Here is a 26156-nt window from a genome sequence, read left to right as displayed (position 1 = left end):
GAGCCTGTGACCGACATCGGACAGCCGCCCGCCGCGTCGGCCCGCGCCCTCGCCGGGCTGGCGCGCGCCTGCCACCCGGGCCCGACCGTGGCCGTCACCGCCCTGGTCACCGCCCTTGCCGTCGCCGCCGGACGGGACGCCGCCGGGTGCGTCCTGGTGGCCGCCGCCGTCCTGGCCGGGCAGTTGTCGATCGGCTGGTGCAACGACGCCGTCGACGCGCGCCGCGACGCGACGGCGGGCCGCGCCGGCAAGCCGATCGTGGACGGCACGGTGAGCGCGCGCGCCGTCCGGGTCGCCGCGGTGGTGGCGCTGGCGTGCTGCGTGCCGCTGTCCCTCGCCTCCGGCCCGATGGCGGGCGCCGTTCACCTCGTGGGGGTGCTGGCGGCCTGGGCCTACGACTACGGGCTGAAGGGCACCCTCCTGTCGTGGGCGCCGTACGCGATCGGGTTCGGCAGCCTGCCCGCCTTCGTGACGCTCGGGCTGCCGGGCGCGCCGTGGCCCGCGTGGTGGGCGGTCCTGGCCGCCGCGCTGCTGGGGGTCGGCGCGCACCTGGCCAACGTGCTGCCCGACATCGACGGGGACCTGGCCACCGGCGTGCGCGGACTGCCGCAGCGGCTCGGCGCGGCCACCGTGCGCGCGCTGATCCCCGTGCCGCTGCTGGCCGCGACCTGCCTGCTCGTCTTCGGCCACGCGCCGCCCGGCCTCGCCGGCTGGACGGCCCTGGCCGTCGCCTGCACGCTCACGGCCGCGGGGCTCCAGGCGCGCGGGTCGTCACGGCTGCCGTTCGGTACGGCCATCGCCGTGGCAGGCGTGGACGTGATCCTCCTCCTGGCCAACGGCGCCTCCCTCACCGCGTGACGCGGTGCTGGGAGCGGTGCTGGGAGCGGTGTCGGATGCGGTGCCGCGTTCACCGCCTGGTGCCGCCCAGCGTGTCGCGCAGCCATCGCGCGCCCACCGCGAGCGCCAGCGGCGGGGGGACCGTGCCGGCGCCCAGCCCCACCTCCACCAGCAGGTCGAAGACCTCCTTGCGGTGTACGGCGGTGCCGATCGCCGCGTCGATGAAGCCGGTCGACTGGGCCAGGCGGGCGAGCACGTCGGTGGTGCGCAGATGCCGGCCGAGCGCCCGGCGGAGCCTGCGCCGGTAGAGCGGCAGCGGGTCGTCGGGGGCCTCGACGGCGGACTCCCCGGCGAGCCGCCCCGACAGCAGCGCGTAGTAGATGCCCTCGCCGGTCAGCGGGTTGATCAGGCTCGCCGCGTCGCCCGCGAGCATCACCCGTCCCGCGCCCGGCGTCGGCCGGCCCGTGGAGAGCGGCAGGTGATGGGCGCGCAGGTCGCGGGCGGGCCGGTCGGGCAGCAGCTCGGCGAGCCTGCCGTGCAGCACCTGCCGTCCGGGTGAACCGGTGGCGTGCAGTCGGGGCAGCAGCATGCCGAAGCCGACGTTGGCGGTGCCGTCCCCGATGGGGAACGACCACGCGTACGCCGGCCAGCCGGCCTTCTGCATGGCGATCAGCTGCACGTCGTCGGCCTCCGGCACGTCGGCGTAGCCCCGGACGGCGATGGCGGTGTGCCGGGAGGCGGTGACGGGCAGGCCGATCAGCCGCCGCACGGCCGAGTTCGCGCCGTCGGCGGCGACCACGGCACGGGCCCTGAACCGGCCGTCGACGACGACCTCCGGCCCGTGCGGGTCGAGCGCCTTGACGCGGTGCCGCCGCACCTCAACGCCGCCGGCCCGCGCGGCCTCGATCAGCCGGGCGTCGAACACCATCCGGGGCACCACGTGGTTGGGCCGCGACACGTCGGCCGAGACCCGGACTCCGCTGGGGGAGACGACCGACAGGCGGGGCGTGGGCCGGTAGTCGTCGATCAGGTCGGGAACGCCCAACCTGGCCAGCTCGTCACGCCCGTGCGCGGCGATGCCGTCACCGCAGGCCTTGTCACGCGGGAAGTCCGCCTTGTCCAGCAGAAGCACCCGCAGGCCGGGCCGCGTCCGCACCGCCCCGAGCGCCGCCGCCGCCCCCGCCGGCCCCCCACCCACGACCACCAGATCCCACACGCCTTGGTCTCTTACGCCTCGGTCCTGAGCGCTGCCGCCACCTCTGGAGTCATCCATGGCAGGGACTGTGCCACCGCTGGTAGCGGGGAAAACGCCTTGGCGCCGGTGTGTGCAGTAGTGCACATCCGGTGTGTGGACTAGTGCGCAGATCGCCGGGCCGAACGCTCGTAATCTCCGTGGTGTCGGACAAACCGGCAGCACCCACTGGGGGAGGAACCCGAAATGCGCAAGACTCTCGCGATCGCCGCTCTGGCCGGTTCGATGGCCGTCACCGGCCTCGCCGTCGCTCCCGCCGCTCAGGCCGCCACGCAGACGGCCGGCGTCACCACCACCACCGCCAGCACCGCAGGCACCGCCACCGTCGTCAAGTGGGGGAAGTTCTTCTCCAGCGACCGCAAGGCCTACACCTACGGCAAGACGTGGAAGAGCCACGGCAAGGTGTTCACGAAGTGGTACGGGGTGGACAAGTTCGGCGGTAAGAAGGGCTGGGTCTGGTTCCAGGTCTACAAGAACGGCTCCTGGCACAAGTTCAACCACGCCTGGGACGGCAAGAAGGTCGGCTCCTGGAGCGGCCACGGGATCGGCAAGGTCTACACCTACACCTGCTGGGCCGGCAAGTTCGACAACTGCGGCAAGAAGTACCGCATCTACTAAGCCTGACCTGCCCATCACCAGCGGCGGCTGCCTTCCGGCAGCCGCCGCTGTGTATTAAAGCTTGCATCCGTGAGCGGATGGCCAAGACGGGCGAGAGTTACCGAAGGTCCGCAGAAGGCCTCGGCCTTCAGCTTCAGGTCGGGGATGAATGCGGTCTCCCTTTGGGGGATAGCTGGCCCGCTGTCGGGGTGTCCCGGAGCGCGGATCCGGAACCTCAGGTGGGGCGGCGCTGCTGTTCGATGTACGCCTTGATGATCGATGGTGGCGCTTCGCCACAGGAGGCGGCGAGGTAGCTGGGTGACCAGAAGCGATCATGCATGATGGCGCGGTTGAGGTGGCCACTGAACTCCTTGCGAAGGTAGTGCGAGGAGACGCCTTTCAGCGAGTTGACGAGTTTGCTGATCGCGACCTTGGGCGGGTAGTGGACGAGCAGGTGGACGTGGTCGTGTTCGCCGATGAACTCGCGGAGCTCGGCCTCGAAACTGTCACACACCTCGATCATGATGTCTTCGCAGCGGTGCAGCATCGCGTCGTTGAATACATTTGTGCGATATCTGGTGACAAAGACCAGATGGACGTGCATCGCGGAAACCACGTGCCTGCCTCGTCGATATTCCACTTCCAGGCTTATAGACCAGATGATAATTTGTTCGAGTCCGTGAGACGTGAGCGTCCCGTGGGAGAGGGGGTGTTCATGCATGCTGGCGGGCCGGAAGTACCGCCTGGAGCTCGACTTCGGGCAGCGGGCGTTCGCCGACAGGCTGGGCGGGATCTGCCGGGCCGTGTGGAACACCGGTCTCGAACAACGCCGGGAATACCTGAGGCGCGGGGAGTGGATCAACTATGCCGAGCAGTGCGCACAACTCGCCGATGCCAAGAAGGACCCGTACTGCGGCTGGCTCGCCGACGCCCCCGCCCAGGTGATCCAGCAGACCCTCAAGGACCTGGATGCGGCGTGCCGCGAGCATGGCACGTGGAAGGTGCGCTGGAAGTCGAAGGCGAAGTGGCGGCCCTCGTTTCGGTTCCCCACCGCCAAACAGCTCCCCGTAGAGCGGATCGGCCGTAGGTGGGGGCGGGTGTTCCTGCCCAAGTTCGGGTGGGCGCGGTTTCGGATGTCGCGCCCGCTCGGGGGAACCGTCAAGTCCGCGACCGTGTCCCGGGACGGCGAGCACTGGTTCATCAGCTTCCTCATCGACGATGGGATCACCGAGCATGCGGAACACGCGAGCCCTCAATGGGCGGGCGTGGACCGGGGGGTCGTCACGGCCGCCGTGACATCGGACGGAGAGTTCTTCGACCGCCGCCACGCCGGAACCGGCGGGGTGTCCTCCAGCGAGCCGCCACCGGAGACGAAACAGGACCGGGCCGACGACCTCGGGTATCTCACGCCCGGCGAAGCGCAACGGTATCTACGGCTGCAACGCCGGCTCGCCCGCACGAAGAAGGGATCGAAGCGCCGCAAGACGATCGTGTCCGCGATGGGTGAGATCATGCGGCGGGTCCGGTGGCGGCGCGCTGACTTCAACGCCCAGGCCGCGCACCGACTCACCCGCAGGTACGGGCACGTGGTCATCGAAGACCTGAACACCATAGGCATGAGCGCGGCCGTCAAACCGAAACCCGACCCCGACCTGCCGGGCAGGTTCCTCCGCACCGGCGCGGCGGCGAAATCCGGGCTCAACAAGGCGATTCTCGACAAGGGCTGGTACGGCCTGGAAGTCGCCCTGCGCGCCAAGGCCCGCTACACCGGCAGCACCATCCATAAGATCAACCCCGCGTACACGTCCCAGACGTGCCCGAAACCTGCGTGCGGGAAGGTGGAGGAGAAGAGCCGCAAGAGCCAAGCGATCTTCTCCTGCACTTCTTGCGGGCACACCGAGCACGCCGACATCGTCGGGGCGAGGAACATCAAGACCAAAGGACAGGCGGCCGGGCTGGTCGTCTCAGGGCGTGGAGACCCACCCGGGTCCGCGAAACGTCAAGCACCCCGTTCCACAGCACGGGCCACGCAAGCGGCACGAGCTGCCGCATAGCGGCACGGAAATCCCCATCCCTTCGGGGCGGGGAGCAGGTCAAATCCTCTGGGAGTTCCAGCAGGAGCACGACAGCCGCCACGTGGTCCTGGCGTTCCGCAACCAGTGGCAGTATTACCAAAGCTGGATGGACAAGACCCTCACCCGCCTCGGCGTGCCGTACGAGCAGCACACCGCCGACGGCGTCCGGGCGGCCGGGGCCAAGCTCGCCGCGGATCCACGTCCCACGGGATCGGCTCGACGCCGCTCGGGCGCGGGTCGGATCGTACAAGAACGTGACGCACGTGCTGGGTGAGGCCGTGCTGGGTGAGGCGGCGCTCGCGGGCGCCGTGCGGGAGGGGCTGCGCGACTGTCCCGGAGTTCGCCCGGATCCGCGACCTGACGGCGGGGATCAAGCAGAGCGTCATGGAGGAGGGCAGCGCGGGCGCCGAGCGGACGGCGGAAGCGGCCGCCACGCTCTGGCGGGCACGCGCCGCCGCCGACGCCTCCTTCCCCGGCGGCGACGCGACCGCGCTCCTGGCCGACCTCGGTAAGCGCGTGGAGGCCGTCTACGACGAGGAGCGGTCCGCCATCGCCGACCTCAGGGCGCTGACCCGGTAAGGCGGCGCAGGGGCGAGGGGGCGTAGGGCCTGCTCGTCCTGGCCCGGCGGGGCGACGCCGGGGTCAGGGGAGCAGGGAGCGCACGGCCTGCTCGCTGCGGCCGACCACCGCACTCCCGTCGTCGGCCGTGATGATCGGCCGCTGGATCAGGATCGGGTCGGCCGCCAGCGCGTCGATCCAGCGGTCACGGTCCTCGCGCGGCCAGGTGTCGATGCCCAGCTCGACGGCTCGCGGCTCGCCGGTGCGGGTGATGTCCCACGGTTCGAGGCCGAGCCTGGCCAGCACCTCGCGGATCTCGCTCCCGGTAGGCGGGTCGTCGAGGTAGCGGCGCACGGTGTAGGCGGCGGCCTCGGCGTCGAGGATCGACAGGGCGGAGCGGCATTTCGAGCAGTCCGGGTTGATCCAGATCTCCATGGACTCCATGCTTCCTTACGTCAGCCCATGCCGAGGGCGGTGAGCAGGACGAGGACGAGCGTGACGACGGCGAGCAGGCCGTGGCCCACGACGACCGCGACGGGGATGCTCTGCTCGGCGGGCGCGGCCGTCGTGGCGCGGGCGCGGTGGACGGGGATCCAGCGGGCCAGCATGACGAAGCCCAGCAGGGCGACCGGCAACAGGATGACCAGCGCGGCCCAGGCCAGCGCGGGGGCGCCGACGGCCAGGTAGACGATCCAGACGATCAGGCCGGTGGCGGCGAGCAGGAAGTGCCCGAAGAGCACCGGAGCGGGGAAGCGGGTGGGGGCGCGCCCCTCGCGGCGGAGCCCGCCCTTGGAGATCCAGACGCCCAGCATGTAGAACCCGCCGAGTGCGGCGAGCACCCAGGTGACGAGTGCGGCGATGGCCATGGAAGTGCCTCTCTTGATGACGCGATGGTGGTCGGTCAGGGGGTGAAACCCTCGGCCTGGGTCTTCTCGTCGGCGACGCGTACGCCGAAGCGGTAGGCGAGTCTCCCGCCCAGCGACCCCGAGACCGCCAGCGCGGCCAGGCTGATCGCGGACAGGGCGAGCTGGGCCGCGCCGACGGGCTCGGACCCCGGGCCGCCGGCGGCGCGCCAGGCCCAGGCCGCGCCGTACGCGACGGTGATCAGCAGGCTCAGGCTCAGGTGCGCCAGCCCGGTGCGGAACGCCACGGTGCCGGGCTGGATGCCGAGGAAGTCGAGGAAGCCGAGCATGGCCGCCGCGGTGGCCCCGACCACGCCCACCGCGATCAGCCACACCGAGCCCTTGACCAGGAAACCCGGGTCGTCGACGACATGGGAGGCGACGTCGAAGACCAGGCTGGTCACCCAGGCGCCGATCGGCACCGTCACCAGGACGGGATGCAGCGGATGGCCGTACGTCCCGGCGAGGATCGTCGACGGACGCTTGGCCTGATGCAGCGGACCGGACAAGGGCCACCTCCTATTTCGCTAACAAGTCTTAGTGAAATACGAGAAGCCCGTCAATACTCCGGGGAGGAAAGCTCGTTCAGCCCATGACAATAGGTGTTAACCTCTCTGTATGGCCCAGGACGACGCCTCTCCGATCGAAGCCGTCGCGACGCTCAGCGACGACCTGCGGCGCCGCATGTACGACTTCATCCGGCGCTCGGGCCGGCCCGTGACGCGGGACGAGGCGGCACAGAGCGTCGGCATCTCCCGCAAGCTCGCCGCCTTCCACCTCGACAAGCTGGTCGACGTGGGCCTGCTGTCGGCGGGCTACGCCCAGCCGGCCGGGCTGCGCAGGGTGGGGCGCGCTCCCAAGGTGTACGAACCGACCGACCTGGACGTCCAGGTGAGCATCCCGCCGCGCGAGCACGGCCTTCTCGCCGACATCCTGCTGCAGGCCGTACGCGATCAGGACGCCACGGAGAGCGGCCGGGACGCCGCGCTGCGGGTGGCCGCCGAGCGCGGCCGCGACCTCGGCCGGGCCGAGCGGGGCCGGCTCAAGCCCGGACGGCTCGGCGCGGAGCGGGCCCTGACCTGCGCCGGGCAGCTGCTCGAACGGCACGGCTTCGAGCCCGAGCGCGCCACCCCGACCCTGATGCGGCTGCAGAACTGCCCGTTCCATCCGATGGCCGCCAGGGATCCCGGCCTGGTCTGCGCGATCAACCACGCCTTCCTGACCGGCGTCCTCGACGGCCTGGGCGCCACCACGCTCGACGCCACCCTGGCGCCGAGGCCGGGCGCGTGCTGCGTGGAGCTCGGCGCGGGCGACCCGCCGCCGCAGGGCCGGGAGAGCCAGGCGTCTACCGGCTGAGGACGAACTCCCGCAGGGTCGTCGGCGGCCGTCCGCCGATGCGTTCGATGCTCTCGGTGACCCCGTAGAGCGGGTGGTGGCCGGCGCCGATGAGGCGGAAGATCGCCCACAGGTGGGTCAGGTGCTCCACCGTGTACGGGTCGCGGTAGATCTCCATCGCCCGCGCCTCCCACTCCTCGGGCGGCAGATCGACGTACGCCACCCCCATGGCGTCGGCCGCCTCGCCGACGGTCGCCATCTGCCCGGTCACCAGGCACACCGGCTCGGCGGGCCCGGGGTCCAGCAGCAGCCCGGCCGCCACCCTGGCGACGTCGGCCGCCGCGACGAGCGGGATCAGCGTGTCCCTGGAGCCCAGCGGGAGGGCCAGCTCGCGGCGGTCTCCCGCGGCGGCCGCCACCGCGGCCAGGTTCTCGAAGAACACCGCGGCCCGCAGGTGCACCGCGCCCACCCCGGCCCAGTCGAAGACCTGCTCGGCCACCCAGTGCCGGCGCATCCGGGGGGTGAGCGCGTCGGGGGAGGCGTCCAGCTGCGACACCTCGACCACGCGCGCCACCCCCTCCTCCCGCGCCGCCGCCGCGAAGGCGCCCGTGGCGTCCAGCAGGCCGGCCGTCACCGGATAGGTGAAGAAGGCCCGGCTCACCCCGCGTACGGCCGGCCGTACAGAGGAGATCTCGCGCAGATCGCCCACGACCACCTCGGCCCCGAGCTTCCGCAGCTCCTCGGCGCGGTGGTCGTCGGCGTGCACGAAGGCCCGCACCGCCTCGCCGCGCTCCAGCAGGTGGCCCGCGACCGCGCGGCCGGTCGACCCCTGCGGCCCGCCGGCCGCGCCCGTGACGAGGATCATCGCGGCGCCCCGTCCGGGAGTCTGACGGTGAAGAGCCCGAGCCGTTCCAGCTCGCGCAGGTACGGCTCGGCGGGGAAGGCCTCAGCCGGGCTCAGGACGCCGCCGCTCGCGGGGCCCTGGCCGTCGGCCAGGCGGACGGCGGCCTCCACGGACGCGACGGCGCTGGCCCGCCAGAGATCGTGCCCGCTGACCTGCCCGGCGCGGTTGCCGTCCGCGGTGATGGCCTGGACGGCGACGGTGAAGTCGGACCCGGCCCGAGTGCCGGCGTCGACGTGCTCGCTGGTGAACGCCTGCTCCTCCTCGAAGGTGCGCGAGGTGAGCTGGGCCTCCACCTCGCGGGCGGCCACGTGCCGGGGGATGGTCACGACGTCGGAGGAGGGCAGGGGGGCGATCATCGTGCGCGGGCCGAGGGGCGGCGGGAAGGGGAAGACGACGTTGCGCGGCTCGACGTAACCGACCTGGAAGCCGCCCTGTGTGTAGGAGATCCGGCGGGTGTCGGCGAACAGCAGCTCCGCGGTCTTCCTGGCGCCGGTGGTCAGCCGCCAGCCGGTCACCGCGTAGGCGACGACGAGCCGGTCGACGCCGGTCAGGCCGCCGGCCACGGCGGAGGCGAGCAGGTCGCCCAGCCCGCCGTAGAAGCTCATCGCCGTGATCATGGTGATGCCCGCGCTCTCGGCCGGCTCGCGCATGACGTCGAACATCCAGGCGGTGTGGTGCTGCTCCAGGCCGTGGTCGACGTAGTGGCAGCCGGCCTCGGCGGCGGCGCGGGCGACGGGCCGGCCGGTCTCGGTGAAGGGGCCGGCGCAGTGGACCAGCACGGCCGCCCGCGCCGCCAGGGCCCGTAGCGCGTCCGGGTCGTCCAGGGCGGCCTGGTGGGCCGGGACCCCGCCGAGCTCGTCGGCCAGCGCCTTGAGCGCTCCGCCGTCCCGACCGGCCAGGATGACGTCCCGGCCGCGGGCCCGTAACTCGGCGGCGACCAGGCGTCCGGTGTGGCCGGTGGCCCCGTAGATGGCGATGGGTGGTGATGACACGACTCACCTCAAGGTTTCATACTGATGGTATGTAACTTGTCTCCGAAGTTACATACCGCGAGTATGCAAGTCAATGGGGGATCGATGACCCGCCGCACCCAGGCCGAGCGCTCCGACACGACCACGGCCCAGCTGATCACCACCGCGCAGCGGCTGTTCGGCGCCGACGGCTACGCCGCCACCTCGATCGACGCGGTCGCCGCGGCGGCCGGCGTGACCAAGGGAGCCGTCTACCACCACTTCGGCGGCAAGACGGCGCTGTTCCGGGCGGCCTTCGTCCGGGAGCAGGAGGAGATCGCCGCCACCCTGGAACGGGTCGCCTTCCAGCAGAGCGACGCCTGGGCCGCCCTGCGCCACGGCTGCCGCACCTTCCTGGAGCACTGCCTGGACCCCGGCTTCCGGCAGATCGTGATCCTGGACGGGCCGTCCGTGCTGGGCTGGGAGACGGTCCGGGAGATCGAGTACGGCCACACGCTGCGGGTGCTGCTCGACGGCATGCGGCTGGCCCGGGCGGACGGCCTGATCGCGGAGGGGAACCTGCCGGCCCGCGCCCAGCTCGTCTTCGGCGCCCTGTGCGAAGGGGGAATGCTCCTGGCCCGTGCCGACGATCCGGTGGCCGAGCTGCCCAGCCTCGCGGCGGAGGCGGACCGCCTGCTGGGGGCGTTGCGGATCTGATAAAACCAGTTCTCCGGCCGCGATCATTTCAGTACACTCGCCCCGAACCGGCGCGCAGCCCGCGCGCCATGACGAGCGAGGGGAGCGAGCCGTGCGTGACATCACCGCCGCCGTTCCCCGGTCACGCTTCGAGGTGATCCTGGTGTCTTCGCCGTCCCGGTGCCCGCTGCGCGGCCGGCACCGGACGTCCCCGGCGAACGCCTGACCCCTGCCCGCGGCATGCCCCACGCGGTCGTTCCGCGTGGGCCGAGCAGGCCGTCACGTCCGGGAATCGCGCTGTCCTGACCTCAGCTCGTCCTTGAAAGGGCTCCGGGCCATGCGCACCAACCCGCACCATCACCTCGCCGAACCGCTGACCGGCCTCCGCAACCTGGGCATCCTCGCCCACGTCGACGCGGGTAAGACCACCGTCACCGAACGGATCCTCTACCTCACCGGCGCCACCTACAAGCGCGGCGAGGTCCACGAGGGGACGACCGTCACCGACTTCGACTCCCAGGAGCGGGATCGCGGCATCACCATCTTCGCCGCGGTCGTCAGCTGCGCCTGGGACGGCCACCGGATCAACCTCATCGACACGCCCGGCCACGTCGACTTCTCCGACGAGGTCGAGCGCTCGCTGCGGGTGCTCGACGGCGCCGTCGCGGTGTTCGACGCCGTGGCGGGCGTCGAGCCGCAGAGTGAGTCGGTGTGGCGGCGGGCCGACCGGCACGGGGTGCCCCGGATCGCCTTCGTCAACAAGCTCGACCGCGCCGGCGCCGACCTCGACACGGCCGTGGAGTCCATCCGCGAGCGGCTGAACGTGACGCCGCTGGTGGTCCAGCTCCCGATCGGCAGGGAGGACGGCTTCACCGGCGTGGTGGACCTGCTGACCATGCGGTCGCTGGTCTGGGCCGGCGACTCCATGACCGAGGGGCCGGTGCCCGCCGCGCTGCTGGAGGAGGCCCGGCGGCGCCGCCGGCTGCTGGAGGAGACGGTCGCCGAGCTGCACCCGGCGGCGCTGGAGGAGTTCTGCGCGGAGCCGGAGATCTCCGCGCCGACGCTCACCGCCGCGCTGCGCGACCTCACTCGCACGGGCGAGGGCGTGGTGGTGCTGTGCGGCTCCGCCTACCGCGACCGCGGCATCGAGCCGCTGCTCGACGCGATCGTGGCCTACCTGCCCTCACCGCTTGACGTGCCGCCTGTACGCGGTCTCCAGGACGGCGTGGAGGTGGCTCGGGCGGCCGATCCGGAGGCGCCGTTCGCCGCGCTCGTGGTCAAGGTCAACGCCACCGCGACCGGGCGGTTGACGTACCTGCGGGTGTATTCGGGAACGGCGCGGAAGGGAGACACGGTGCTGGACGCGGGCGCGGGGCGCACCGAGCGGATCGGCCGGATCCTGCGCGTGCGGGCGGAGCGGCACACCGAGGTCGAGCGGGCGGTGGCCGGTGACATCGTCGCCGTGGTCGGGCTGAAGGCGGCCCGGCCCGGCGCCACCCTGTGCGCGCCGGCGGCGCCGCTGCTCCTCGAACCGCCGGTCGTCGCCGACCCGGTGGTGTCCGTGGCGGTCGAGGCGCGCCGGAGCACCGACGCCGAGCGGCTGGCGACGGCGCTGGCGCGGCTGGTCGAGGAGGATCCGTCGCTCGCCGTCCGGACGGACTCCGAGACCGGTCAGACGGTGCTGTCGGGGATGGGCGAGCTGCATCTGGAGGTGGCGGTGGAGAAGATCCGCCGCGACCGCGGACTCGACGTCGGCGTGGGGCGGCCACAGGTCGCGCTGCGGGAGACCGTGGTCCGTGGGGTGAGCGGGCTGCTGTACCGGCACGTCAAGCAGGACGGCGGAGCCGGGCAGTACGCCCATGTCGTCCTCGACGTGCGGCCGCTGGACGGAGACGGCGCGACGGGCTTCGCGTTCGGCTCCACCGTCGTCGGCGGCCGGGTACCCCGGGAGTACGTCCGGGCGGTGGAGGCCGGATGCCGGGACGCGCTGGCCGACGGCCCGCTGGGCGGCCACCCGGTGACGGGGCTGCGCGTCACGCTGACCGACGGGGCGACCCATGCCAAGGACTCCTCGGAGCTGGCGTTCCGGACGGCCGGCCGGTTCGCGCTGCGTGAGGCACTGCGCGCCTGCGCGATGGTGCTGCTGGAACCGGTGGTCGAGGTCACGGCCACGGTGCCGGAGGACGCCGTCGGCGGGGTGCTGGGCGACCTGGCGGCGCGGCGGGGCCGGGTGTCGGGCTCGGCCGCGCGGACCGGGCCCGGCGGCATGGTGGTGATCACCGCCACCGTGCCGCTCGCGGAGCTGTTCGGTTACGCGACCCGCCTGCGTAGCCGCACTCAGGGCCGCGGGACCTTCACCACCCGGCCCGCCGGGTACGCTCCGGCGCCGAGTGGGGTGGCCGGGTAAACGCGTCGTCACTCAGCGGAGGCGCCGTCCGCCGGGCGGAAGGCGCGGCGATAGGTCTGCGGGCTGACGCCGGTGGTGCGTTTGAAGTGGTCACGGAAGGTGGTGAGCGAGCCGAAACCCACCTGGGCGCCGACGCGCTCGACGGAGTGCCGGGTGGTCTCCAGCAGGTGCTGCGCCTGGCGGACCCGGGCCAGGTGCAGCCAGCGCAGCGGCGTCGTGCCGGTCTGCTCACGGAAGCGGCGGATCAGGGTGCGGGTGCTCATGCCCGCGTGCGCGGCGAGATCGGCGAGGGTGAGGTCGCGGGCCAGGTTCTCCCTCATCCAGGTGAGCAGTGGTTCGAGGGTGGAGCCTCGGGGGGTGGGCGGGTGCCGCTGGACGATGAACTGGGCCTGGCCGCCCTCGCGCTCCAGCGGCATGACCGACAGGCGGGCCGCGTCGGCGGCGACGGCCGAGCCGTAGTCGCGGCGGATCAGGTGCAGGCACAGATCCAGCCCGGCCGCGGCGCCGGCGGAGGTGAGGAACTGCCCGTTGTCGACGTACAGCACGTCGGGGTCGACGTCGAGATCGGGGTGGGCGGCGGCGAGCCGGTCGGCGGCGGCCCAGTGGGTGGTGGCGCGCAGGCCGGTGAGCAGCCCGGTGGCCGCCAGGACGAACGTGCCCGTGCAGATCGAGGCGATCCTGGTGCCGTGCGCGGCCGCCGCCCTGAGCGCGTCGCCGACGGCGGGTGACAGGGGGGACATGGGGCCGGCGGTCCCCGGCACGATGATCGTGTCGGCGTCCTTGAGGCCGTCCAGGTCCCACGGCGCGCGCAGGGCGAACGCACCGGCGTCGACCTCCGGCCGCTCGGCGCAGACGCGGACCTGGTAGCCGGGGCGGCCGTCGGGGAGCCGGGTGCGGGTGAAGACCTCGATGGGCGTGGCCAGGTCGAAGGGGATCACCTGGTCCAGCGCCAGGACGGCGACGGTGTGCATGGCCGGAACCTACCGTGCCACCGGGTTCACGCCACCGGGTGATGGCCCTACATCAAGGTCTTCCACCTGTTCGGAGGCTGATGGCGAGATCCCGTGGGAAGTTGTCAATCCTGCCACTAGGAGCAGGGCGTGAGCGCTGGCTAGCCTCTAGGCGGCCTTCCGGACAGGCCGCCTTCCGCACGCTGTCACCCCACTCTGAGGACGTGTCCCGACGATGACCGTCATCGCGCCGATTCTGATCGGCATCGCCTACGTGTCACTGATGTCCCTCATCCGCGAGCCGCACCGGCGTCGCCTCAACGCCGTCATGGTGGCCGGAGCGGGGGCGGCCTACCTCAGCAGCGGGGGCCTCGGCCTCTGGGAGTTCGCCTTCACGGCCGTCGTCACCTACTGCGCCTATCGCGGCCTGGAGTCGTGGACGTTCATCGGGATCGGCTGGCTGCTGCACACCGGCTGGGACGTGCTGCACCACCTGAAGGGCAGCCCGATCATCCCCTTCGCGGAGCACTCCTCCTTCGGCTGCGCGATCTGCGATCCGGTGATCGCCCTCTGGTGTCTCACCGGCGGCGTCTCGGTCACCGGCTACCTCCGCGCGCGACTGGCCCGCGTGCGGCCGGACCGGGCCGCCTCGTAGGGCGTCCGTTGCAAGATACCCCCCATGGGTATAAGTTCGGGCTATGTCCATGAGAGGAAGCGACATGTCCGAGCACCATGGTGGCCATGCCGAGCAGCACACCATCGGCAAGGCGACGTGGGGGATGGCCGCCTCGGCGACCCTGCACTGCCTCACCGGGTGCGCCATCGGCGAGGTCCTCGGCCTGGTGATCGCGACGGCCCTGGGCTGGTCCGTCGCCCCCTCCATCGCCCTGGCCGTCGTCCTGGCCTTCATGTTCGGCTATCTGCTCACGCTGATCCCGCTGCGCAGGGCTGGGGTCGGCTGGGGCTCGGCGGTCAAGCTGGCGCTGGCCGCCGACACAGTGTCGATCATCGTGATGGAGATCGTGGACAACGGCGTGATGCTGGTCATCCCCGGCGCGATGACGGCCGGGCTGACCTCGGCCCTGTTCTGGGGGGCGCTGGCCGTCGCCTTCGCGGTGGCGTTCGTGGTCACCACCCCGGTCAACAAGTGGATCATCGGCCGGGGCAAGGGCCACGCCGTCATCCACGCCTACCACCACTGAGACGGCGGCCTACCCGCCGACGAGCCGGCACCGGCCGGACCGGCAGTCCTCCAGGCTCTCCAGCGCGCCCCGGCGGGCGCTGGTCAACTCGGCGATCCTGGCGTCGAGCCGGTCCACCACCGCCTCCAGGCGCCACCGCTCACTGTCACAGGTGGCGTCGCCGGCGTCGTGCGCGCGCAGGGCGTCGACGACCTCCTCCAAGGTGAAGCCGAGCTCCTGCATGGCCTTGGCGGAGCGGATCCGGTCCACGGCGGACCCGTCGAAGACGCGATAACCCGACGGCCTGCGCGGCGCGGCGGGCAGCACGCCGCGCCGCTCGTAGAAGCGGACCGTGTCAACGCTCACCCCGGCCGCCCTGGCCACCTGCCCGATCTTCACGCGCCACACTCCTCGGCTCTTGAACGGATCCAGACTCGCCATATCCCTTGACTCTTGACCTGAGTCCAGACTTTAGGGTCTGGGTGCAGGCACCACAAGCCCGACCAGGAGGAGAGCGGCCGTGGACATCCCAGCGTCATCCACCCCCATCGCGTGCGACCTGAGCAGCGCCCTCGACACCATGCCGGAGCGACTGGCCGAATACCGGCGGCTCTTCGACACCGCCTACATCGGCCGGGAGCGGACCGCGCACGGCATCCGGTTCCGGCTGCGCGCCGACGAGGGCGTCGAGGCGTGGGTCCGCGACCTGACCGTCCGGGAGAAGGCCTGCTGCGCGTTCTTCGCCTTCGCCGTCACGACCGACGGCGACGAGGTGCTCTGGGACGCCGCCGTGGCCGACGACGACCTCGCCCGTGCCGTCCTGGAGGAGTTCTACCGCCTGCCCGGCGACCCCACGGCTGCTCCCGAGGAGCTGGCCGAGCGCCTGACCGGCACAGGGCTGCCCGTCACGCACGGCCGGGCGGGCTGACCGGCGCTGGGTTACTGGCAGGCTGGTGGGCATGGAGTTCGGGGTTCGCCAGTTCGAGCTGGCCTTGATGCATCGGATGCGCGACCTCAACGCCGAGAGGGTGGCGGCCGGCATCGAGGCCATGGGTGCCTCGCGGGCCGAGCTGCGCGCCTCGCACACCCAGTGGACCAGGATGATCCACGTCCGCAAGGGCGCGGCTCCGCTGCGGGCCGCCCTCGGCCCGCCGGCCCACCGGGGGCCGCAGCCGTTCGGCAGCCTGACCTGCGAGGTGCTTCGCTGGGCGCTGCCGTCCTGGCCGGGGTTGGAGTACGAAGCCTTGCTCGGCCCCGATGGCGGGCTGTGGAACCAGTGGTTCGTCCGCCCCGGAGCCCCGGCCGCCGTGACCTTCGAGGAGCTGACCGCCTGGCGGTGCGTCGTCGCCGACGTCCAGGCGAGTTTCCCCGGAGCCGCCCACCGCGAAGGCCAGGCCCCGCACCACTGGGCGGTCGACTTCACGCACGAGGGCGCCGCCTACCGCGCCCGTTTCGTGTACGGCCTGTACCAGCGGCTCGACCTGGTGACCGGCTGACGGGTCAGACGGTCACGAAGTCCGCGATGATCACCGTGGCGTCGTCCTTCGGCTCGACGGCCGCCATCTCGTCGTACAACCTGTCCAGGCAGACGGCGGGGGAGGCCCCCGCGGCGACCAGCGCCGTCAGCCGCGGGAGGCCGAGGGCCTGGATCACGCCGTCGGTGACGATGACGACGCGGTCACCCGGCCGCAGCGGCACGGTGCCGACCTGGGGCACGGCGACCTGGGGCACGGTGCCGGCCTGGGGGCCGGGGCCGGACGCCGGGCCGGCCGCGTGCGGCGGCGAGCCGTCGCCGGCGGGGTGCGCCGTGGTGAGCAGCCGGGGCTCTGCGCCCTTGGCGCAGTGCCAGATGGCGCCGTCGCCGACGTGCGCGTAGCGCAGGCACGGGCGCTCACCCGGATCGAGGATGATCAGGTCCAGGGTGCTGGCCAGGCCGGACATGGCCGGCGTGCTCATGGCGGCGGTCCGCACGGCGTGGTGCGCCACCTGGGCGCAGTCGGTCAGGTCCTCCTCCCGCCTGCCCGGGTGCTGCGGCCGGGCGGCGACCACGGCGCCCAGCGCCAGGGCCGCGGCGCTCTGAGAGAGCTCCGCGCCGCCGACGCCGGCGGCCGCCGCGATCAGCCGCTCCTGGATGACGTACGCGTCGGAAGGGTGGCCGTGCGAGCCCTCGTACGTGCCGCCCACCGCCACCAGCCGGGGCCGCGTGGCCGGCAGACCGGGAGGCCAGCTCCTGCGCCGGCCGTGCACCGCCATCGCGGACAGGCAGCTGGCCAGGATCGTGACCACGATGAAGGTCATGAGGTCCCCTTTCGTCGCGTCGTCACGACACTGGGCCCGTATCGCGTCGTCGCGACACGGGCCCATTGAACGCTTCCCCGGGGTGATGCGACTGACGGCCGATCGACCGTCATGCCGGGCGGCCGTCGAGGCGGCCAGGGTGAGAAATGCGGCGAATGCCGTACGAAAGACGGCCCGAGGGATACGCCATGCGCCCCATGACTCCATCCGCCGACTTGCCCGGAGCTTTCTGCGGGCTCACTCTCACCCGGTGCGCTATCGTGAGGCCCTTCCTGTGCTCTCATCACGGGCGGGCGGCACGTGACGCACCTCGGATCCACCCGATACGACTCGGCGGCCAGGCAGGTGGAGTCGGCCGTCACGCGCACCGCCACGGGCGTGCGCGGTGTGACGGGCCTGGTGATGGCCGTCGCCGCGATCCTCGGCGCCGCCGCGCCGGTCTCCGTCCTGTGGCTGGCGCCCCTGCTGGCGCTCGAACTCGGGTGGACCGCCCTGTTCCTGCGCCTGGCCTGGCGGCGGCGGCCGCTGCGCGGATGGCAGGTGGCCGGTGATGTGGTCACCACCGTCGCGCTCTGCCTCGCGCAGCGCCACCTGGTGGCGGCGGAGGCGCTCGAAGGCGGGGCCAGCTGGATCGCGGGGCTGGTCACGATGAGCATCATCCTGGCCGTGGTCGCCTGGACGCCCAGGGTGGCGATCCCCGCCGCGCTGACCGTCGCGGGGGCGTACCTGGTGGGGATGCGGCTCGCCTCGCCCGCGCAGGACGTCTACGGCACCCTGGTGATCCATCTCGTGCAGATCGTCTCGATCGTGCTGCTGATGACGCTCCTGCGCCGCTCGGCCGCGTCCGCCGACGCCTTCCTCCACAGCAGCGCGCGCGCCCAGATCGCGCTCATGGTCGAACGGCTGCGCCGCGAGGACGAGCTGAGGCAGGTCAGCAGCGTCCATGAGACCTCGCTGCACACGCTGACGATGGTCGGCCTCGGCACCTACGACGGGCCCTCGGCGACCCTGCGCGCCCAGGCGGTCACGGACCTGTCGGCGCTGGATCGGCTGCGCGACAGGCCGCGCGCCGACTCCGCCCCCATCGCCCTGGACGCCCTGCTGGAGGAGGTGGCCGGCCGCGCGACGGGCCTGGAGGTCCACCGGAGCCTGATCCCGGCGACGGTGCCCGGCGACGTGGCCGAGCGGTTCGCCCGTGCCGTCACCGAGGCGCTGGCGAACATCGCCCGGCACGCCGGGGTGCGCGAGGCCGAGCTGGTCTCGTGCCACCACGCCGGCGAGATCCGCGTGGAGGTCGCCGACGAGGGCGGCGGGTTCGACCAGGACCGGTTACCGCCCGACAGGTTCGGCGTACGCGGCTCCATCCTCGACACGATGCGCTCCCTGCCCAACGGCGGCGCGGAGATCTCCTCCGGCTGCCAGGGCACGAAAGTGAGCCTGTGGTGGCGGCCATGACCGACGACATCGAGCAGGTGGCGCGGCGCTACATCCGCTACACCGCCATCGGCGCCCTGGTGATCACCATGGCCTGGCACCTCGGCTACGACCTCACCATGACGATCACCGGCTGGCAGGACTACCGCCTGCCGGAGCTGGCGGCCCTCGCCTGGATCGTCCACACCGCGATCGCGGTGATCGCCGCGCTCGCGCTGACGCGCTCCTCCCGCGGCCCGGCGAGAGTACGCGAGCTCGTCGTCGCCGCCCTGGCCGTGGACGTCGCGGTGATCCTGGCCTGCCGTCCCGCGGATCTGCTCGGCCCGATCGACTGGGGCTGGGGATCGGTGGGCTGGCTCGGCGTCGTGCTGCTGTGGAACCGGCCGCGCTGGCGGGCCGAGGTGATCGCGTTCCTGTGCGCGAACGCGGGCATCATGCTGGCGGCGATGGCCGTGACCGGGACGCTCGACCGGGTCTCGATCGCCAAGTACCTGGTGGTGATGGCCGGCAGTGCCACCCTGCAGCTCGGCTACATGGCGGGCAGCCACACCCTGCGCTCCCGCGCGGAGGACGCCGTGCTGCTGGCCCGCAGGCTCGCCGCCGACGACGCCTGGCGCACCTCGGCGCGGACCATCCACGCCGACCGGCTACGCCGCTACGCCGCGATCCGCGAGGTCGCGGAGTCGCTGCTGGAGCAGCTCGCCGACGGCGCCGATCCGGGCGATCCCCGCGTACGCGAGGACTGCACGGCCGGGGCCATGCGGCTGCGCCGCCTCATCACCGAGCGGGAGGACCTGCCCGACGAACTGGTGTCGACGTTGCGCCGGCGGATCGACGCGGCCGAGCGGCGCAAGGTCCTGGTGACGGCGCCGCCGTTCGGCGCGAACCTGCCGGCCCTGCCGGCGGGCGTGCGGGAGGATCTGCTCAGAGCGCCGATCCAGGCACTGGACGGCGCCAGGTCGCGGGCCCGGGTCACCGTGTCCGCGATGTCCGCCATGGTGAGCGTGGCCGTCGTGGCCGACAGCGACGACCTGCCCATCAGCGCGGGCCCCGTGCACGAGTCCAGCGGGGTCGTCGTCACCTATCAGCGGCAGGAAGGGGAGGTATGGGTCAACAGCATCTGGCAGGGCGGGTGACGGTAGCCCTGGTGGAGGACCACCAGGTGGTGGTGGACGGGGTCAGGTCGTGGTTCCGGCAGCCGGGGCCGGTGGAGCTGGTCGCCCAGGGGCCCACCATCGAGTCCGTCCAGGGCACGGACGCCGATGTGCTGCTGCTCGACCTGAACCTGAACGGAACCATGGTCATCGACCGGATCGCCGAGCTGTGCGGGGGCGGGCAGCGGGTGGTCGTCTTCTCTGAGCACGAGGAGCCGGAGACGGTGCGCGTGGTGCTGGACGCCGGGGCCTCGGCGTTCATCGGCAAGGGGCGGGCCACGCGGGAGTCCTGCCTGGAGACGCTCCTGGAGGTGGCGGCCGACAGGCCGAGCGTGACGCCGCCGATGGCGCAGGCGATCGCGACGGACGAGAGCCCGCACCGGCCGCAGCTGTCGGACAAGGAGCGGGCCGCGCTGCTGTTCTGGTTCCAGTCGATGTCGAAGGCGTCGGTGGCGGCCCGGATGGGGATCAAGGAGCGCACGGTCCGGCAGTACATCGACCGGGCCCGGATCAAGTACGCGGCGGCGGGCCGGCCCGCGCCCACCAAGGAGAAGCTGCTCGTCTGCGCCATCCAGGACGGTCTCATCAGCCCCGACGAGGTGACCGTCTACACCTCTCTGGCCGCGGAGGTCAGGGACGAGGCCACATCGCGTTGAACCGGTCCGTCGTGGCCCGGTAGGCCCGCTCCTCCACGGGGGTGAGCACGACGTCGGCGCCCAGGCCGGCGGCGGCCAGGCGCTCGCGCAGCAGGATGGTGTCGCCGGTGTCGGCCAGGTCCAGCAGGCCGCTGATGCCGGCGGCCACGGCGACGAGCTCGGCGCCGTCCGGCTCCAGGGCCTCGCGCACCGCGCCCCCGTCGACCAGGCGTAGTGGGACGAGCTCGTCCCGGCCGGGGGAGTAGAGCCGCCCCGCGTGCCAGGCGGCCGCCGCGCGCCGGCCCTGGGTGGGAGCCAGCGCCTGCCACAGCCGCCGCAGCGCGCCCAGGGCCGCGCCGCCGGCCAGGGGACCGGGCAGCACCGCCCCGTCCGCCTCGGCGGCCCGCAGGATCAGCAGCGACTCCTCCAGCCGCGCCATGGCGCGGGCCAGGTCCTCGCCCAGGTCAGGCACCAGGACGACGCGGGGGCCTGGGTCGATCATGCGCCGCTTCCGTCGCCGCGCACAGGTGAGGGCGTCACATGCGCGACCATACGCCGCACCCGGCCGCTCCTCCAGCGTTTCGGCGGCACCGCCTCCGCGGTGCCTAGCTCTGCGCGGGCAGGTGCTCCTCGGCCCAGGCCGAGAGCTGGTGCAGCGCCGGAATGAGGGCCCGGCCCGCCTCGGTCAGCTCGTAGGAGACCGAGACCGGAGGTCCTTCGTCCACGGTCCGAGCGATCAGGCCTGCTCTGGTCAGCTCAGACAGGCGGTCCGACAGCACCGAGTCGCTCACCCCGTCGACCGCCCGGGACAGCTCGCGGAAGCCGGCGGGTCCGGGCCCGAGGGTGCCGAGCACGACGCCGCTCCAGCGCTTGCCGAGCAGGGAGAAAGCGCGCGTCAGCCCTTCCTCGGCGCGTATGCAGGCGCCCGTCTCGATCTGCGTGGCCATGGCTCTATGCTAGCCGCAGCGCTGCCACTTTGTTTTTCCTAGTAAGTAGGATTAGCCTAGCGGCGCGTTCATTACTAGCGAGGAGAAACTGATGGCGAAGCATGCTGGACACCGCCCGAGCGTCGTGGTGCTGGGCGGCGGATACGGCGGGTTCAAGCTGGCCAAGGGGCTCGACGACGTCGCCGACGTGACGCTCGTCGACCCATCCGAGGCCTTCATGCACAACGTCGCGGCGTTGCGTGCCCTGGTGGAGCCCGAGTGGCTCGATCGAATCTTCATGCCCTACGACCGGCTCCTGACCGAAGGGCGCTTCCTGCGCGATCGGGCCGTGGCGGTCGACGGGCTGAAGGTCACCCTGGCCTCGGGCCGTGAGCTGGAGCCCGACTACCTGATCCTGGCCACCGGGTCGTTCTATCCCTTCCCCGCCAAGACCGACGACCCGGACACCGGGACGGCCCAGGCCAAGTTCCGGGACGCACACCAGAGCATCGTGGACGCTCAGCGGGTGCTGCTGATCGGCGCGGGCCCGGTCGGGCTCGAACTCGCCGGTGAGATCAAGGCGTCCTTCCCCGGCAAGCACGTCACCATCGCCGACAGGGCGTCCGACATCCTGCCCGGCCCCTACGACCAGGCCCTGCGGGACGAGCTCCGCCGCCAGCTCGACGAGCTCGGTGTCGAGCTCAAGCTCGGCAGCGCGCTGCGCGAGCTGCCGAGCGCTCCGCCGGCCACCGCCGCTCCGATCGCGATCGCCACCGAGGGAGGCGACAAGCTGACCGCCGACGTCTGGTTCCGCTGCTTCGGCGTCAAGCCCCACACCGACTACCTGCGCGGCTCGCTCGCCGAGGCCCGCGATCCGCAGGGCTACGTCCAGGTCGACGAGCACCTGCGCGTCAAGGGCCAGGAGCGTGTGTACGCCATCGGCGACATCGCCGACGCCGACCGCAACATGGCGGCCTTCGCCGGCGCGCAGGCCGAGCTCCTCGCCGCGAACCTGCGTGCGCTGATCACCGGCGAGGGTGAGCCCACCGCCTACGAGCGGTGGCCTACCCTGATCGTCGTCCCGCTCGGCCCCGAGGGCGGCGCCGGCCAGCTCCCCGGCCAGGACGCCATCGTCGGACCCGACGTCGCGGCCGAGGTCAAGGGCCGCGCCATGCTGGTCGAGGCCAGCGCCGCGCTGTTCGACGCCCCCGCGCCCGCCGGAAGGAGCTGACACCCACCACCGTCCGACCGGCCAGAGGCGGCTAGAGGAGCTGGTCGATCGTGATGGGCAGCGAGCGGATCCGCCTGCCCGTGGCGTGATGGACCGCGTTGGCGATGGCCGCCGCCATGCCGACGAGGCCGATCTCGCCGACGCCCTTCACCCCGATCGGGTTGAACCGGTCAGGCTCGCCGACGAACACCACCTCCATGTCGGGGATGTCGGCGTTCACAGGGATCAGATAGTCGCCGAACGTGGCGTTGGCGATCCGCCCGGTGTCCGCGTCGGTGACCGTCTCCTCGAACATGGCCATCCCGATGCCGCCGACCGTGCCGCCGACGATCTGACTGGTGGCGGTCTTCTCGTTCAGGATCCGGCCCGCGTCGATCACCGACACCACCCTGGCCACCCGCAGCAGGCCGAGGTCGGGATCGATGCGGACCTCCACGAACCTGGCGCCGAACGGGCCCGCGGGCGCCAGGCCGAGCTCCTGCGGGTCGGCCGGGGTGCTGGCGCCGTCGGCGGTCAGCTCCGTCAGCCCGTGCGCGGCGAGGATGTCGGCGTAGGACTCGCCGCGCCCGGGCGTCCCGATCCGATGGATACGGCCGCCGGAGACGGTGACCTCGTCGACGCCGCACCCCGCGAGGGGTGAGGTGGGGTCGTGGGCGACCGTTTCCAGGACCGCCCGCAGGAGGTTGCGGCAGGCCGCGTGCACCGCGCTGCCCAGCGCCGCGGTGAGGCCGGACCCGCCCGCCTGAGCCCCCGGCGGCAGGTCGGTGTCACCGAGGTCGAAGGTGACGCGTTCCAGGTCCAGGCCGAGCAGTTCGGCCGACAGCTGGGTCATCACGGTGTAGGTGCCCGTGCCGATGTCGGTCACGGCGCTGCGCACCCACGCCGTCCCGTCCTTCCGTACGGTCGCCCGCGCCTGGCAGGGCGCTTGATACCAGAAGTAGGAGATGCCGGCGAGGCCGTAGCCGACCAGCCAGTCGCCGTCGCGCGTCGTACCCGGCCGGGGCGAGCGGCGCGACCAGCCGAACAGCTCGGCGCCCACCTCGAAGCACTCGCGCAGCGCCTTGCTCGACCACGGCAGGCCGAGCCCCGGGTGGTTCTCGGCGTAGTTGCGCAGCCGCAGGTCGAGTGGGTCGACACCGAGAGCGTAGGACAGCTCGTCCATGGCCGACTCCAGCGCGAAGTTCCCCTGCGCCTCGCCGGGCGCGCGCATCGAGTTGACCCACGGGATGTTCAGCCGCACCTGCCGGTCGCGGGTGGAGACGTTCGGGCACGCGTACGCCGCCGCCGTGCCGGCGGCGCACATTTCGAGGTTGTCGCCCTCCATCTGCAGCGTGGAGACGCTGTCGTGGTCGATCGCGACCAGCCGGCCGTCACGGGTGGCCCCGATGGCGACGTGCTGCACCGTGGCCGGACGGTGGCCGATGCCGGTGAACATCTCCGGGCGGGTCAGCACCAGCTTCACCGGCCGGTGCACCATGCGCGCGGCCAGCGCCGCCAGCATGACGTGCGGCCAGGGGCGCAGCCCGGCGCCGAAGCCGCCGCCTACGTACGGCGCGAGGACGCGTACCGCTCCCTCCGGGATCCGGAAGACCCGGGACAGGGCCGTGCGGAGCGAGGTGGGCCACTGGGTGGCGTCGTGCACGGTGAGGGTGTCGCCGTCCCAGGCGGCCACCGTGGCGAACAGGCCCAGCGGGTTGTTGGTGTTCTCCGCCGTGGTGTAGGTCGCCTCGAAGGTGACGTCGGCGGTGGCCAGCGCGGCCCGCGCGTCGCCACGCCGGGTGTCGGCGCCCCACGGGTCGTCGATCCACTCCGCCCGGGGGTCCTCCATGTCGGTCACCGGCTCGGCCCGTTCGTACTCCGCCGAGATCAGCCCGGCCGCGGCCGTCGCCTGCTCGGCGGTGTCGGCCACCACGACCGCGAGGTACTGGCCGTAGTGCAGGATCCTGTCCCCCTGCAGGGGCGGCGGCGGCGCGGACAGGAAGGTGTCCTGGGCCGGATCGAGCGACGGCGCGTTCTCGTGCGTGATGACGGTCAGCACGCCGGGCGCGGACAGGGCCGCGCCGGTGTCCAGCCGGCGGACCCGCCCCGCGGAGATGGTGCTGCGTACGAGCGCGGCGTGCGCCAGGTTCGGGAAACTCACGTCGTTCGGATAGTGCGCGGCGCCGGTGACCTTCATCGGGCCGTCCACCCGGTTCACTCCCGCGCCGACCAGCCTGGCTCGCCCGACCATCGTCATGACGTTCCTCCTGTCGCGTCGCGCAGTGCGCGCACCAGGGTGCGCTTGGCCAGTTCGACCTTGAAGACGGTGCCCGGCACCGTGAACGGATCCCGCACCGTGGCCTCGGCCGCCGCCGCGAAGGCGTCCGGGCCGGCCGGCGCGCCGCGCAGGATTTCCTCGGCATCGAGGGCTCGCCACGGGACCGTCCCGACGCCGCCGAGCGCGACGCGTGCCTCCTGGATCACCTCGCCCTCCAGCCGCAGGGCCACCCCCGCCGACACCAGGGCGAACTCGTAGGAGACCCGATCGCGGACCTTGAGGTAGGTGGAGCGGGTGCCGGGCGGGAGCAGCGGGATCTCCACGGCGGTGATCAGCTCGCCGTGCGCGAGCACGTTCTCCACGTCCGGGGTGTCGCCGGGCGTACGGTAGAACTCCCGCAGCGGGACGGCGCGCTCGCCCGACCGGCCCCGCAGGTGCACGACCGCGTCCAGCGCGACCAGCGGCACGGCCATGTCGGAGGCGTGCGTGGCGATGCAGTGCTCGCTCGCGCCCAGGATCGCGTGCATGCGCGCGGCCCCTGTCACCGCGGCGCAGCCGGTGCCCGGACGGCGTTTGTTGCACGCCGGGACCGTCGGGTCGCGGAAGTAGCGGCAGCGGGTGCGCTGGAGCAGGTTGCCGCCGATGGTCGCCATGTTCCGCAGCTGCACGGAGGCGCCCAGCAGCAGCGCCTCACGAAGGAAGGGCAGGCGCTCCGCCACCGTCCGGTCGGCGGCCAGCTCCTCCATCGTGGTCAGCGCGCCCACCCGGAGCGTGCCGTCGGCCGCGCTGATGCCGCCCAGCGGCAGCCGGGTGATGTCGATCAGCTGGTCGGGCGCCAGCACGCCGTCCTTCATGAGATCCAGCTGGGTGGTGCCGCCCGCGAGATAGGCCGCGGCGGGATCGGCGGTCATCACCGCCACCGCCTGCCCCACGTCGTCGGCCCGGACGTAGGCGAACTCACGCATCGCCGCCACCCGCCTCCGCCGCCACCTCGCGGATCGCCGCGCCCTGCGCCACCTCGCGGATCGCCGCGACGATGTGCGGATAGGCGCCGCACCGGCACAGGTTGCCGCTCATGAACTCGCGGATGTCGGCGTCCGACCCCGCCCGCCCCTCGGCCTGCAGGCACACCGCCGACATGATCTGCCCGGAGGTGCAGTAACCGCACTGGAAGGCGTCGTGGCGGAGGAACGCCTCCTGCATCGGATGCGGGCCGTCGCCGGTGGAGAGGCCCTCGATGGTGGTGATCGAGCGGCCCGCGCACTGCGCGGCCAGGGTCAGGCACGCCAGGATCCGCTTGCCGTCCGACAGCACCGTGCAGGCGCCGCAGGCGCCCTGGTCACAGCCTTTCTTGGTGCCCGTGAGAGCCAGTGTGTCGCGCAGTGCGTCCAGCAGGGTCACCCGTGAGTCGACGTCGATCACATGGTCGACGCCGTTGACGGTCAACGCCACCGTGACCCGCGGCACGGAGGCCGCCCGCTCCTGATGAGCCGCCTGTCGTGAGTCAGCCATTTACCCCTCGTCTCCGGTCGCGGCGCGGTGCCGCGGCCTGTCTCGGCCAACCCACGTACCCTGAA

31 protein-coding genes are annotated in these 26156 nt (G+C 72.5%); 16 read left to right on the top strand and 15 right to left on the bottom strand.

Annotation, left to right across the window (positions count from 1 at the left end; translation table 11 throughout):
- Window positions 1-6 precede the first annotated feature (6 nt).
- The gene (locus tag ACTMTF_RS08925) at window positions 7-858 is read left to right on the top strand and encodes a UbiA family prenyltransferase (protein WP_441110156.1); all 852 of its coding nucleotides are present in this window, start codon (window positions 7-9) and stop codon (window positions 856-858) included.
- A 49-nt stretch (window positions 859-907) separates the two neighbouring features.
- Here ACTMTF_RS08925 and ACTMTF_RS08920 read toward each other — a convergent pair whose 3' ends face one another.
- Window positions 908-2110, bottom strand: coding sequence for an NAD(P)/FAD-dependent oxidoreductase (locus ACTMTF_RS08920; protein WP_441110155.1), 1203 nt, complete (start codon window positions 2108-2110; stop codon window positions 908-910).
- A gap of 165 nt (window positions 2111-2275) precedes the next feature.
- On the opposite strand from ACTMTF_RS08920, the gene ACTMTF_RS08915 reads away from it, so the two are divergent.
- Window positions 2276-2707 (top strand): hypothetical protein, encoded by a 432-nt coding sequence (locus ACTMTF_RS08915; protein WP_441110154.1) that lies wholly within the window; start codon window positions 2276-2278, stop codon window positions 2705-2707.
- A gap of 214 nt (window positions 2708-2921) precedes the next feature.
- Here ACTMTF_RS08915 and tnpA read toward each other — a convergent pair whose 3' ends face one another.
- Window positions 2922-3338, bottom strand: a complete 417-nt coding sequence (gene tnpA / locus ACTMTF_RS08910) for an IS200/IS605 family transposase (RefSeq protein WP_441110632.1) — start codon at window positions 3336-3338, stop codon at window positions 2922-2924.
- Between the two features lie 67 nt (window positions 3339-3405).
- Between tnpA and ACTMTF_RS08905 the strand changes: the two genes are divergently transcribed.
- The 3 genes from ACTMTF_RS08905 (at window position 3406) to ACTMTF_RS08895 (ending at window position 5340) form a co-directional block, all read left to right on the top strand.
- The gene (locus tag ACTMTF_RS08905) at window positions 3406-4740 is read left to right on the top strand and encodes an RNA-guided endonuclease InsQ/TnpB family protein (RefSeq protein WP_441110153.1); all 1335 of its coding nucleotides are present in this window, start codon (window positions 3406-3408) and stop codon (window positions 4738-4740) included.
- Window positions 4741-4867: 127 nt separating this feature from the next.
- Window positions 4868-5035 (top strand): hypothetical protein, encoded by a 168-nt coding sequence (locus tag ACTMTF_RS08900; protein WP_441110152.1) that lies wholly within the window; start codon window positions 4868-4870, stop codon window positions 5033-5035.
- Window positions 5036-5046: 11 nt separating this feature from the next.
- Entirely contained in the window at window positions 5047-5340 is a 294-nt protein-coding gene (locus ACTMTF_RS08895; protein ID WP_441110151.1) for a hypothetical protein, read from the top strand.
- A gap of 63 nt (window positions 5341-5403) precedes the next feature.
- Here ACTMTF_RS08895 and ACTMTF_RS08890 read toward each other — a convergent pair whose 3' ends face one another.
- Genes ACTMTF_RS08890 through ACTMTF_RS08880 form a run of 3 tightly spaced genes read right to left on the bottom strand, consistent with a single transcriptional unit; the run spans window position 5404 to window position 6730 of the window.
- Window positions 5404-5763, bottom strand: a complete 360-nt coding sequence (locus tag ACTMTF_RS08890) for an arsenate reductase family protein (protein ID WP_441110150.1) — start codon at window positions 5761-5763, stop codon at window positions 5404-5406.
- A gap of 11 nt (window positions 5764-5774) precedes the next feature.
- Window positions 5775-6185 carry a hypothetical protein gene (locus ACTMTF_RS08885; protein ID WP_441110149.1) on the bottom strand — a complete coding sequence of 137 codons (411 nt, stop codon included), beginning with the start codon at window positions 6183-6185 and terminating at the stop codon, window positions 5775-5777.
- Between the two features lie 35 nt (window positions 6186-6220).
- Complete coding sequence (locus tag ACTMTF_RS08880; RefSeq protein ID WP_441110148.1) at window positions 6221-6730, bottom strand: DUF2231 domain-containing protein; 510 nt, start codon at window positions 6728-6730, stop codon at window positions 6221-6223.
- 109 nt (window positions 6731-6839) lie between these two features.
- Between ACTMTF_RS08880 and ACTMTF_RS08875 the strand changes: the two genes are divergently transcribed.
- Complete coding sequence (locus ACTMTF_RS08875; protein ID WP_441110147.1) at window positions 6840-7577, top strand: helix-turn-helix transcriptional regulator; 738 nt, start codon at window positions 6840-6842, stop codon at window positions 7575-7577.
- On the opposite strand, the gene ACTMTF_RS08870 is transcribed toward ACTMTF_RS08875, so the two are convergent.
- Both ACTMTF_RS08870 and ACTMTF_RS08865 read right to left on the bottom strand, forming a co-directional pair.
- A complete protein-coding gene (locus ACTMTF_RS08870) occupies window positions 7567-8421 on the bottom strand; it encodes an NAD(P)H-binding protein (protein WP_441110146.1) in 855 nt (284 codons plus the stop codon). The genes ACTMTF_RS08875 and ACTMTF_RS08870 overlap by 11 nt on opposite strands.
- Entirely contained in the window at window positions 8418-9452 is a 1035-nt protein-coding gene (locus ACTMTF_RS08865; protein WP_441110145.1) for a saccharopine dehydrogenase NADP-binding domain-containing protein, read from the bottom strand. The genes ACTMTF_RS08870 and ACTMTF_RS08865 overlap by 4 nt, the downstream gene beginning before the upstream one ends.
- A gap of 84 nt (window positions 9453-9536) precedes the next feature.
- Here ACTMTF_RS08865 and ACTMTF_RS08860 point away from each other — a divergent pair, with 84 nt between their 5' ends.
- On the top strand, window positions 9537-10127 hold the full coding sequence (locus tag ACTMTF_RS08860; protein WP_441110144.1) for a TetR/AcrR family transcriptional regulator: 591 nt from the start codon (window positions 9537-9539) through the stop codon (window positions 10125-10127).
- A gap of 316 nt (window positions 10128-10443) precedes the next feature.
- Window positions 10444-12513 carry an elongation factor G gene (gene fusA, locus ACTMTF_RS08855; RefSeq protein WP_441110143.1) on the top strand — a complete coding sequence of 690 codons (2070 nt, stop codon included), beginning with the start codon at window positions 10444-10446 and terminating at the stop codon, window positions 12511-12513.
- A gap of 8 nt (window positions 12514-12521) precedes the next feature.
- Here the strand turns inward: fusA and ACTMTF_RS08850 are convergent, their stop codons facing one another.
- A complete protein-coding gene (locus tag ACTMTF_RS08850; RefSeq protein ID WP_441110142.1) occupies window positions 12522-13484 on the bottom strand; it encodes a GlxA family transcriptional regulator in 963 nt (320 codons plus the stop codon).
- A gap of 214 nt (window positions 13485-13698) precedes the next feature.
- Between ACTMTF_RS08850 and ACTMTF_RS08845 the strand changes: the two genes are divergently transcribed.
- Complete coding sequence (locus ACTMTF_RS08845; RefSeq protein WP_441110141.1) at window positions 13699-14118, top strand: DUF6010 family protein; 420 nt, start codon at window positions 13699-13701, stop codon at window positions 14116-14118.
- Between the two features lie 64 nt (window positions 14119-14182).
- Window positions 14183-14665, top strand: a complete 483-nt coding sequence (locus tag ACTMTF_RS08840) for a DUF4396 domain-containing protein (protein WP_397016175.1) — start codon at window positions 14183-14185, stop codon at window positions 14663-14665.
- 9 nt (window positions 14666-14674) lie between these two features.
- Here ACTMTF_RS08840 and ACTMTF_RS08835 read toward each other — a convergent pair whose 3' ends face one another.
- Window positions 14675-15043 (bottom strand): MerR family transcriptional regulator, encoded by a 369-nt coding sequence (locus tag ACTMTF_RS08835; RefSeq protein WP_441110140.1) that lies wholly within the window; start codon window positions 15041-15043, stop codon window positions 14675-14677.
- 121 nt (window positions 15044-15164) lie between these two features.
- On the opposite strand from ACTMTF_RS08835, the gene ACTMTF_RS08830 reads away from it, so the two are divergent.
- Together ACTMTF_RS08830 and ACTMTF_RS08825 are read left to right on the top strand one after the other, a co-directional pair.
- Window positions 15165-15572, top strand: a complete 408-nt coding sequence (locus ACTMTF_RS08830) for a hypothetical protein (RefSeq protein WP_441110139.1) — start codon at window positions 15165-15167, stop codon at window positions 15570-15572.
- A gap of 31 nt (window positions 15573-15603) precedes the next feature.
- A complete protein-coding gene (locus ACTMTF_RS08825) occupies window positions 15604-16140 on the top strand; it encodes a hypothetical protein (RefSeq protein WP_441110138.1) in 537 nt (178 codons plus the stop codon).
- 4 nt (window positions 16141-16144) lie between these two features.
- Here ACTMTF_RS08825 and ACTMTF_RS08820 read toward each other — a convergent pair whose 3' ends face one another.
- Window positions 16145-16942: a protein phosphatase 2C domain-containing protein gene (locus ACTMTF_RS08820; protein WP_441110137.1), complete on the bottom strand. Its 798-nt coding sequence runs from the start codon at window positions 16940-16942 to the stop codon at window positions 16145-16147.
- 300 nt (window positions 16943-17242) lie between these two features.
- Here ACTMTF_RS08820 and ACTMTF_RS08815 point away from each other — a divergent pair, with 300 nt between their 5' ends.
- Genes ACTMTF_RS08815 through ACTMTF_RS08805 form a run of 3 tightly spaced genes read left to right on the top strand, consistent with a single transcriptional unit; the run spans window position 17243 to window position 20186 of the window.
- Window positions 17243-18397 carry a sensor histidine kinase gene (locus tag ACTMTF_RS08815; protein WP_441110136.1) on the top strand — a complete coding sequence of 385 codons (1155 nt, stop codon included), beginning with the start codon at window positions 17243-17245 and terminating at the stop codon, window positions 18395-18397.
- Window positions 18394-19512, top strand: a complete 1119-nt coding sequence (locus tag ACTMTF_RS08810; RefSeq protein ID WP_441110135.1) for a hypothetical protein — start codon at window positions 18394-18396, stop codon at window positions 19510-19512. Before ACTMTF_RS08815 ends, ACTMTF_RS08810 begins: the two co-directional genes overlap by 4 nt.
- Entirely contained in the window at window positions 19482-20186 is a 705-nt protein-coding gene (locus ACTMTF_RS08805; protein ID WP_397016162.1) for a DNA-binding response regulator, read from the top strand. Before ACTMTF_RS08810 ends, ACTMTF_RS08805 begins: the two co-directional genes overlap by 31 nt.
- Here ACTMTF_RS08805 and ACTMTF_RS08800 read toward each other — a convergent pair.
- Together ACTMTF_RS08800 and ACTMTF_RS08795 are read right to left on the bottom strand one after the other, a co-directional pair.
- Window positions 20161-20667 carry a hypothetical protein gene (locus tag ACTMTF_RS08800; protein ID WP_441110134.1) on the bottom strand — a complete coding sequence of 169 codons (507 nt, stop codon included), beginning with the start codon at window positions 20665-20667 and terminating at the stop codon, window positions 20161-20163. The two genes, ACTMTF_RS08805 and ACTMTF_RS08800, sit on opposite strands and share 26 nt — an antisense overlap.
- Window positions 20668-20770: 103 nt before the next feature.
- Window positions 20771-21112 carry a winged helix-turn-helix transcriptional regulator gene (locus ACTMTF_RS08795; RefSeq protein WP_397016158.1) on the bottom strand — a complete coding sequence of 114 codons (342 nt, stop codon included), beginning with the start codon at window positions 21110-21112 and terminating at the stop codon, window positions 20771-20773.
- Window positions 21113-21203: 91 nt separating this feature from the next.
- On the opposite strand from ACTMTF_RS08795, the gene ACTMTF_RS08790 reads away from it, so the two are divergent.
- Complete coding sequence (locus ACTMTF_RS08790) at window positions 21204-22322, top strand: NAD(P)/FAD-dependent oxidoreductase (RefSeq protein WP_441110133.1); 1119 nt, start codon at window positions 21204-21206, stop codon at window positions 22320-22322.
- A 31-nt stretch (window positions 22323-22353) separates the two neighbouring features.
- Here ACTMTF_RS08790 and ACTMTF_RS08785 read toward each other — a convergent pair whose 3' ends face one another.
- Genes ACTMTF_RS08785 through ACTMTF_RS08775 form a run of 3 tightly spaced genes read right to left on the bottom strand, consistent with a single transcriptional unit; the run spans window position 22354 to window position 26091 of the window.
- Window positions 22354-24558, bottom strand: a complete 2205-nt coding sequence (locus ACTMTF_RS08785) for a xanthine dehydrogenase family protein molybdopterin-binding subunit (protein WP_441110132.1) — start codon at window positions 24556-24558, stop codon at window positions 22354-22356.
- Complete coding sequence (locus tag ACTMTF_RS08780; RefSeq protein WP_441110131.1) at window positions 24555-25544, bottom strand: FAD binding domain-containing protein; 990 nt, start codon at window positions 25542-25544, stop codon at window positions 24555-24557. The genes ACTMTF_RS08785 and ACTMTF_RS08780 overlap by 4 nt, the downstream gene beginning before the upstream one ends.
- Window positions 25537-26091 (bottom strand): (2Fe-2S)-binding protein, encoded by a 555-nt coding sequence (locus ACTMTF_RS08775; protein WP_441110130.1) that lies wholly within the window; start codon window positions 26089-26091, stop codon window positions 25537-25539. The genes ACTMTF_RS08780 and ACTMTF_RS08775 overlap by 8 nt, the downstream gene beginning before the upstream one ends.
- Between the last annotated feature and the right edge of the window lie 65 nt (window positions 26092-26156).

The sequence above is a fragment of the Nonomuraea sp. ZG12 genome (assembly GCF_052068115.1).
In the GTDB taxonomy this organism is placed as follows: Bacteria; Actinomycetota; Actinomycetes; order Streptosporangiales; family Streptosporangiaceae; genus Nonomuraea.
The sequence above is the reverse complement of the archived record's forward strand: the minus strand, read 5'-3'. Positions and strand labels throughout refer to the sequence as shown.